This is a genomic window from Halobacillus sp. BBL2006 (genome assembly GCF_000786645.1).
Lineage (GTDB): Bacteria > Bacillota > Bacilli > Bacillales > Halobacillaceae > Halobacillus.
The window spans coordinates 1-5,786 of record NZ_JRNX01000177.1 but is presented as its reverse complement, the minus strand read 5'-3'; the positions used below and the strand labels follow the sequence as shown (position 1 = coordinate 5,786).

The window sequence follows — 5,786 nt, the reverse complement described above, 5'->3', positions numbered from 1 at the left end:
TATTTTGCTTTTTTCTTCAGATCAACCTTCTTCGCTTCTTCGCTAAACGCGCGAAGGAGAGAGAAACACATCAAAATCATTATAAAGATAAACGGAAATGCAGCAATGATAGCCGCTGTCTGCAAGGCATTTAATCCACCTTGCCACAATAGTACTGCTGCTGCACTTGCTTGAATAACTCCCCAAGTGAATTTAACTTGGTTTCTAGGGTTTAAGCTGCCATTTGTCGTTTGCATACCAAGTACGAATGTTGCAGAGTCAGCTGATGTGACAAAGAATGTACTGATTAGCAATAGTCCGATAAAGGACATAATTCCGCCCAAAGGAACGTGTTCAAGCATGGAGAACAAAGCAACTTCAGTGCCGAGATCACTCACATCAGAGTAGATATCGATTCCATCAAAGAACTCTAGAGAAATCGCTGTTCCGCCAAATACTGAGAACCATAAAGCACCGAAAATCGTTGGAACGAGCAATACGCCTAAGATGAATTCTCTGATTGTTCGTCCTTTTGAAACTCGAGCGATAAAAGTACCTACGAATGGAGCCCAGGAAATCCACCATGCCCAGTAGAAGATTGTCCAGGCTTGAACCCATGAATTATCTTCTGCAAAAGGTGTCATTCGGAAACTCATATACGGTAAATCACGAATGTAAGATCCGAATGTTGTTGTAAAGAAATCCATAATAAAGTTTGTTGGCCCTGCAAATAGAAGGAAGACCATTAACGCGATAGCTAAGACAATGTTTGTATTACTTAAATATTTAATTCCTTTATTTAATCCAGTCATAGCTGAAGTCATGAACAAGATGGTTACCACAACAATGATGATCAACTGCAAAGTGAACGTATCTTCGAGACCATCAATTGTGTAGGCAAGTCCACTGGAAATCTGTAATGCACCTAAACCTAACGATGTTGCAACACCGAAAATAGTTGCAAAAACCCCAATAAAGTCAACAAGAGTTCCTATTGGTCCGTTGACACGTTTTTCACCTAAAACTGGTGTCAGAGCTGCACTGATAACACCAGGTGCGTCCTTACGGAATTTGAAATAGGCAAGTGCCAGTGCAAAAATAGCGTACATAGCCCATGGGTGGAGACCCCAGTGGAAGAAGCTGTATTTCATGGCTGATTGCGCTGCTGCTTCACTCATAGGTTCCTGATCTACAAGGGGGGGCGAGTGGAAGTGTGATAATGGCTCGGCTGCACCCCAGAATACAAGACCGATACCCATACCGGCACTGAATAACATGGCGAACCAAGTGATATATGGATATTCTGGTTCATCATCCGGTTTTCCTAACTTTATTTTTCCATACTTAGAGAAAACCAAAAAGATAGCAAAAATCACGAATCCGGTCATTGACAGTAAGTAGAACCATCCGAATTTATCAGTTAAAAAATTTTGGATGGTTGATGTTACGTTGGTCAAATTCCATGTTGGTAACGTTTCTTTAGGGATGACTCCCCAAATGATAAATAACAAGGCTGCAACAACTGAAATATAAAAAACTTTTGAAACTTGTTTCATTGATATCATCCCTCCTATTTAGTGTTGTGCTTACTCACTTTCTTACAGATAGCATTGGTGGACCATAGATTTTTGTTTCCTGGACATGCTTTGCAGTTCCTCCAATACATCATGAAAACATAAAAGTTCATAAATTAAAATGGTTTGAGGCGGTAATTGGTGCCTGAATCCCGTTTGCTTTTGAACGTGTTCTTCTTTCCATTTCCAGAATACATCATCCAACTGTTCAACTCTTTGAAACTGTTCCTCGCAAATTTCATGTCTGGGATCTTGAAGAACCTTTACATAATAGTTCGTTAAAGTGAGTAAGAGCTCTTTTTCATTTTCAGTAAAGTCTGATGCTTGTGTTTTTACATATTGCAGGTTCCCCAAATGATAGGCGATCTGTTGGAATGCGCCTAACTTCTTTTGGGAAAACTGAAAGGCCAACATTTCTTCTTTCGTGTGCTTATGGTACTTCCACTCTTCACGTTGAAACTGTGACAACTGATAGGTCCGTTCTAAATGTGCGGTCAGTTGTCTGTAAGACCTTTGAATACCCCGGTTTTTCTCTTTAGATTCTGCTACAATGTCTGAAATTATACGCTCAAGCAACACCGCAGCGTGATTATACAGAGAATTAATGTCTTTGTAAATCATGGGGGAATAATTAGGTGGTAAAAGGAAAAAATTCACAAGAGTTGAGATGATGATTCCAATTGAAGTAGTACCCAACCTAGTAAAGAATGAAACAATATAGTGCTCTTGAAAGTCTGGAATCATAGCAATAGCCGTAATAGTCGCAACAATAATCCCGTCATCAAGCCCCAGTTTATGGCAGACCGCAATGGTAATCATAGCTACAAGACCGAAAGTCAGAGCGCCTTTACCTAAACCTGCATATAAAGAAGTAGCGATCAGGGCTCCGATTGCTGAAGCCGGAAAACGGACAAATGCCTTCTTGATTGAATCTGAAGCTGTATGCTCTACAGTAACAATCGCCGTAATGACAGCAAAAATGATGGGCAAATTAAAAAAACCGCAGATTAATGCAGTTAAAAACACAGAAATCCCTGTTTTTAAAGTTCTTCCTCCAAGAATTTTGAACTTTTTAAGAGATTGAATCATGAAGATCACCTTATTGTTAAAGAAATGTCTATGGACCACGATTAATAATTATATAATAAATTCCCCAAAAACGATAGAAAAAATCCACTATTATCTTTTATAATGATAGATGGAAATACATAACAGTGGAGGGACAACTATGAAAAGGTTGGTTGGATTGATGATTTTAGCTTTGGTTTTGGCTGCGTGCAGCGGGGTATCAAGCCAAAGTAAGTCTGAAGAAGAAACAAAAGATGAACCGAAGAAGGAACAAAGTGCAGAAGCAGAGAAAAGTGATGATAGCAAAGAAGCAAAGAATGAAGATACAGAGAAGTCAGTTGAAGAGAAAGAATCAGAACCAGCTGACACAGCCCCTGTAGAGCCTCAGTATCAAATCACTGGAAATTGGTCCTTTGAGCCTATCGCCGACGCTAATCCTCAGGTTGCACTCATCACTATTGACGATGCACCTGATGAACACGGTGTCGAAATGGCAAAAACATTGAAAGAGATGAATGCCCCGGCAATCTTTTTTGTGAACGGTCATTTCATTGATTCAGAAGAAGGAGCGGAAAAGCTTAAGAAGATCCATGAAATGGGGTTCCCGATTGGAAACCACACCTATAGTCATTCCTCCTTGCCTGATCTTTCTAAAGAAGAACAAAAGGAAGAAATTGTGGGATTGAATGATCGGATTGAAGAAATCATTGGAGAACGACCGAGGTTTTTCCGAGCTCCATTTGGACAAAATACAGATTACTCTAAACAGTTGGCTGCTGAAGAGAATATGCTGCTTATGAATTGGACCTACGGCTATGATTGGAACAAGGAATACATGGATGCTTCTAAGCTGGCTGATATTATGGTTAATACAGAGCTGTTAAACAATGGAGCTAATTTACTCATGCATGATCGCGAATGGACGTCGAAAGCACTTCCTGACATAGTCAAAGGGTTAAAAGACAAAGGATATGAATTACTGGATCCTTCTTTGATTAAAACTCCATAACATAACATTACGTAGACGGTATCCAATTTGGATTTCCGTCTTTTTTCTGGACTAATTGAAAAGGATATGACATACCTATAATTGTGACGGAATTAATTAGTATGTCACAAATTATAAAATGTTATACTTTTGGGCTTGATTTTTGGATTGTGCCATATTAAAATAAACTTACAGTGAAAGCGATTACAAATATTAAGGAGTGGATGTAATGGGTACAATCGTATGTCAAGACTGTCAAAAAGTGATTGAGCATTATGAAAATGAAAAGGTTTCTACTCTTTATAGTACATGTCCGACTTGTAATACACCAGAACAAAAATAACCACATAATGGTAAAAAGCCATCCCGGCGTAATGAGAAACGTCGGGATGGCTTTTTTCATTAATAAAGCACATAATTGTTCAGTTTGGCGTTTAGCTGCAAAATAGTTGCTGTATGAAAATCAAGCAGTCCTATTTCTTACTTAAACGCTCGTTGTTCTTGGATGACGTGAATCGTTTCCAGTGTGTCATCTTCAGGTCCTTGTACCGGAAGTCCGGCTTCGATGTTTTCACGAATGTATTGGACGTTTTCTTCAGTGATGATTTCACCTGGGATAAAAATCGGAATGCCTGGCGGGTAGACCATGACGAATTCCGCACTTATTCTTCCAATAGAATCTTTTAACGCAATCACTTCAGTAGATGCGTAGAATGCATCCCGCGGAGTGAGCGATAGTACGGGAATTTGAGGCACTTTTACTTCTACTTCTTTTGTCTGGTGGGTAGAAGAGCATCGGGCCGATAGCTCTGACAAGGCTTCAATTAATAATTCAATGTCCTCTTCGCTATCTCCTGGTGTAACGATGCAAAGAAGGTTGTAAAGGTCAGATAATTCTACTTCTATCTTATAGTGCTCACGTAACCAAACTTCAACATCATAACCTGTCATTCCTAAATTTTTGACAGAAATGATCAACTTCGTCGGGTCAAAATCATAAGTAGCTTCACTACCCAAGATTTCTTCCCCTGGACAATAGATCGCTGGAATTTCATTTAATTTTCTTCGTGCGTAATCAGCAAGCTGCAAGGATTTTTCTAATAACTGTCGCCCATTGATAGCTAAATGGCGTCTTGCTGTGTCAAGAGAGGCAAGCAAGATGTACGATGTCGAAGTGGTCGTCAGCATAGACAGAATGGTTTGTACTCTTTCATGGGAGACGATTCCTTCACGTAAGTTAAGTACCGAGCTTTGCGTAAGAGACCCACCCAGTTTATGAACACTTGTGGCGGCTAAATCTGCGCCCGCTTGCATTGCGGATAAAGGCAGGCGCTCATGAAAGTGGATGTGGACTCCGTGGGCTTCGTCGACAAGGACAGGAATCTCAAAAGAGTGAGCGATGTCAACAATTTTTTTTAAGTCTGCTGTAATTCCGAAATACGTAGGATTGATCACGAGCACGCCTTTGGCATCAGGGTTGGCCTCGCAAGCTCGTTTAACAGCTTCCGGCGTGATCCCGTGCGAGATTCCCAGTTGGTCATCTAGCTCTGGATGTATGAAAACTGGCTTCGCTCCTGAAAAAATGATAGCCGTCGTAATCGATTTATGAACATTTCGCGGAACGATAATCTTATCGCCTGGATGACAGACACTCATGATCATTGTCATGATAGCTCCTGAAGTACCCTGGACGGAAAAAAAAGTATAGTCGGCTCCGAAAGCTTCAGCAGCTAGACTTTGAGCTTGCTTAATCATCCCATGAGGATGGTGAAGATCATCTAACGGTTCAATATTTATCAGGTCAATAGACAAGGCATTTTCACCGATGAAATCGCGGTATTCTTCATCCATGCCCTTTCCGCCTTTATGACCTGGGATATGAAATTGTGTAGGTTTTTTTGCAGCGTGTTCTTTGACGCCTGTAAATAAAGGAGTTTCATTTTGATTCATGACAAGTTTGCACCTCTTTATAGATTGAAAGCAACTGAATTATAGCAGGTTCGCATAAAACTGGCTAGTAATTTTTCTCATCATGAACAGCTCGTGGTAAAATATCGATAAAGGGAGGGATTGGATGAAGTGGAACACTAGAGTCACAGAGTTGTTGAACATTTCGTTTCCTATTATACAGGGGGGACTTGCTCACCTCGCTTATGCTGATCTTGCTGCAGCCGTTT

The 5,786-nt window shown here is 40.3% G+C and carries 5 protein-coding genes and 1 pseudogene; 3 read left to right on the top strand and 3 right to left on the bottom strand.

Annotation, left to right across the window (positions count from 1 at the left end; translation table 11 throughout):
* Together LD39_RS06350 and LD39_RS06345 are read right to left on the bottom strand one after the other, a co-directional pair.
* Positions 1–1,535: BCCT family transporter (locus LD39_RS06350; RefSeq protein ID WP_035544126.1), on the bottom strand; the 1,535-nt coding region annotated here is incomplete at its 3' end.
* A gap of 42 nt (positions 1,536–1,577) precedes the next feature.
* Positions 1,578–2,642, bottom strand: a complete 1,065-nt coding sequence (locus LD39_RS06345) for an aromatic acid exporter family protein (RefSeq protein ID WP_035544123.1) — start codon at positions 2,640–2,642, stop codon at positions 1,578–1,580.
* A gap of 139 nt (positions 2,643–2,781) precedes the next feature.
* Here LD39_RS06345 and LD39_RS06340 point away from each other — a divergent pair, with 139 nt between their 5' ends.
* Positions 2,782–3,630 (top strand): polysaccharide deacetylase family protein, encoded by an 849-nt coding sequence (locus LD39_RS06340; protein ID WP_035544121.1) that lies wholly within the window; start codon positions 2,782–2,784, stop codon positions 3,628–3,630.
* Positions 3,631–3,838: 208 nt separating this feature from the next.
* On the top strand, positions 3,839–3,952 hold the full coding sequence (locus LD39_RS22020) for a GapA-binding peptide SR1P (protein WP_081988344.1): 114 nt from the start codon (positions 3,839–3,841) through the stop codon (positions 3,950–3,952).
* Positions 3,953–4,089: 137 nt separating this feature from the next.
* Here the strand turns inward: LD39_RS22020 and LD39_RS06335 are convergent, their stop codons facing one another.
* The gene (locus LD39_RS06335) at positions 4,090–5,559 is read right to left on the bottom strand and encodes an aminotransferase class I/II-fold pyridoxal phosphate-dependent enzyme (RefSeq protein ID WP_035544119.1); all 1,470 of its coding nucleotides are present in this window, start codon (positions 5,557–5,559) and stop codon (positions 4,090–4,092) included.
* 124 nt (positions 5,560–5,683) lie between these two features.
* Between LD39_RS06335 and LD39_RS22525 the strand changes: the two are divergent.
* A pseudogene (locus LD39_RS22525) lies at positions 5,684–5,786 on the top strand (nitronate monooxygenase); the annotation flags it as partial.

Excerpts from the sequence above, each read along its gene's own strand:
- LD39_RS06345 (WP_035544123.1), bottom strand. The coding sequence starts at position 2,642 with ATGATTCAATCTCTTAAAAAGTTCAAAATTCTTGGAGGAAGAACTTTA.
- LD39_RS06340 (WP_035544121.1), top strand. The coding sequence starts at position 2,782 with ATGAAAAGGTTGGTTGGATTGATGATTTTAGCTTTGGTTTTGGCTGCG.
- LD39_RS22020 (WP_081988344.1), top strand. The coding sequence starts at position 3,839 with ATGGGTACAATCGTATGTCAAGACTGTCAAAAAGTGATTGAGCATTAT.
- LD39_RS06335 (WP_035544119.1), bottom strand. The coding sequence starts at position 5,559 with ATGAATCAAAATGAAACTCCTTTATTTACAGGCGTCAAAGAACACGCT.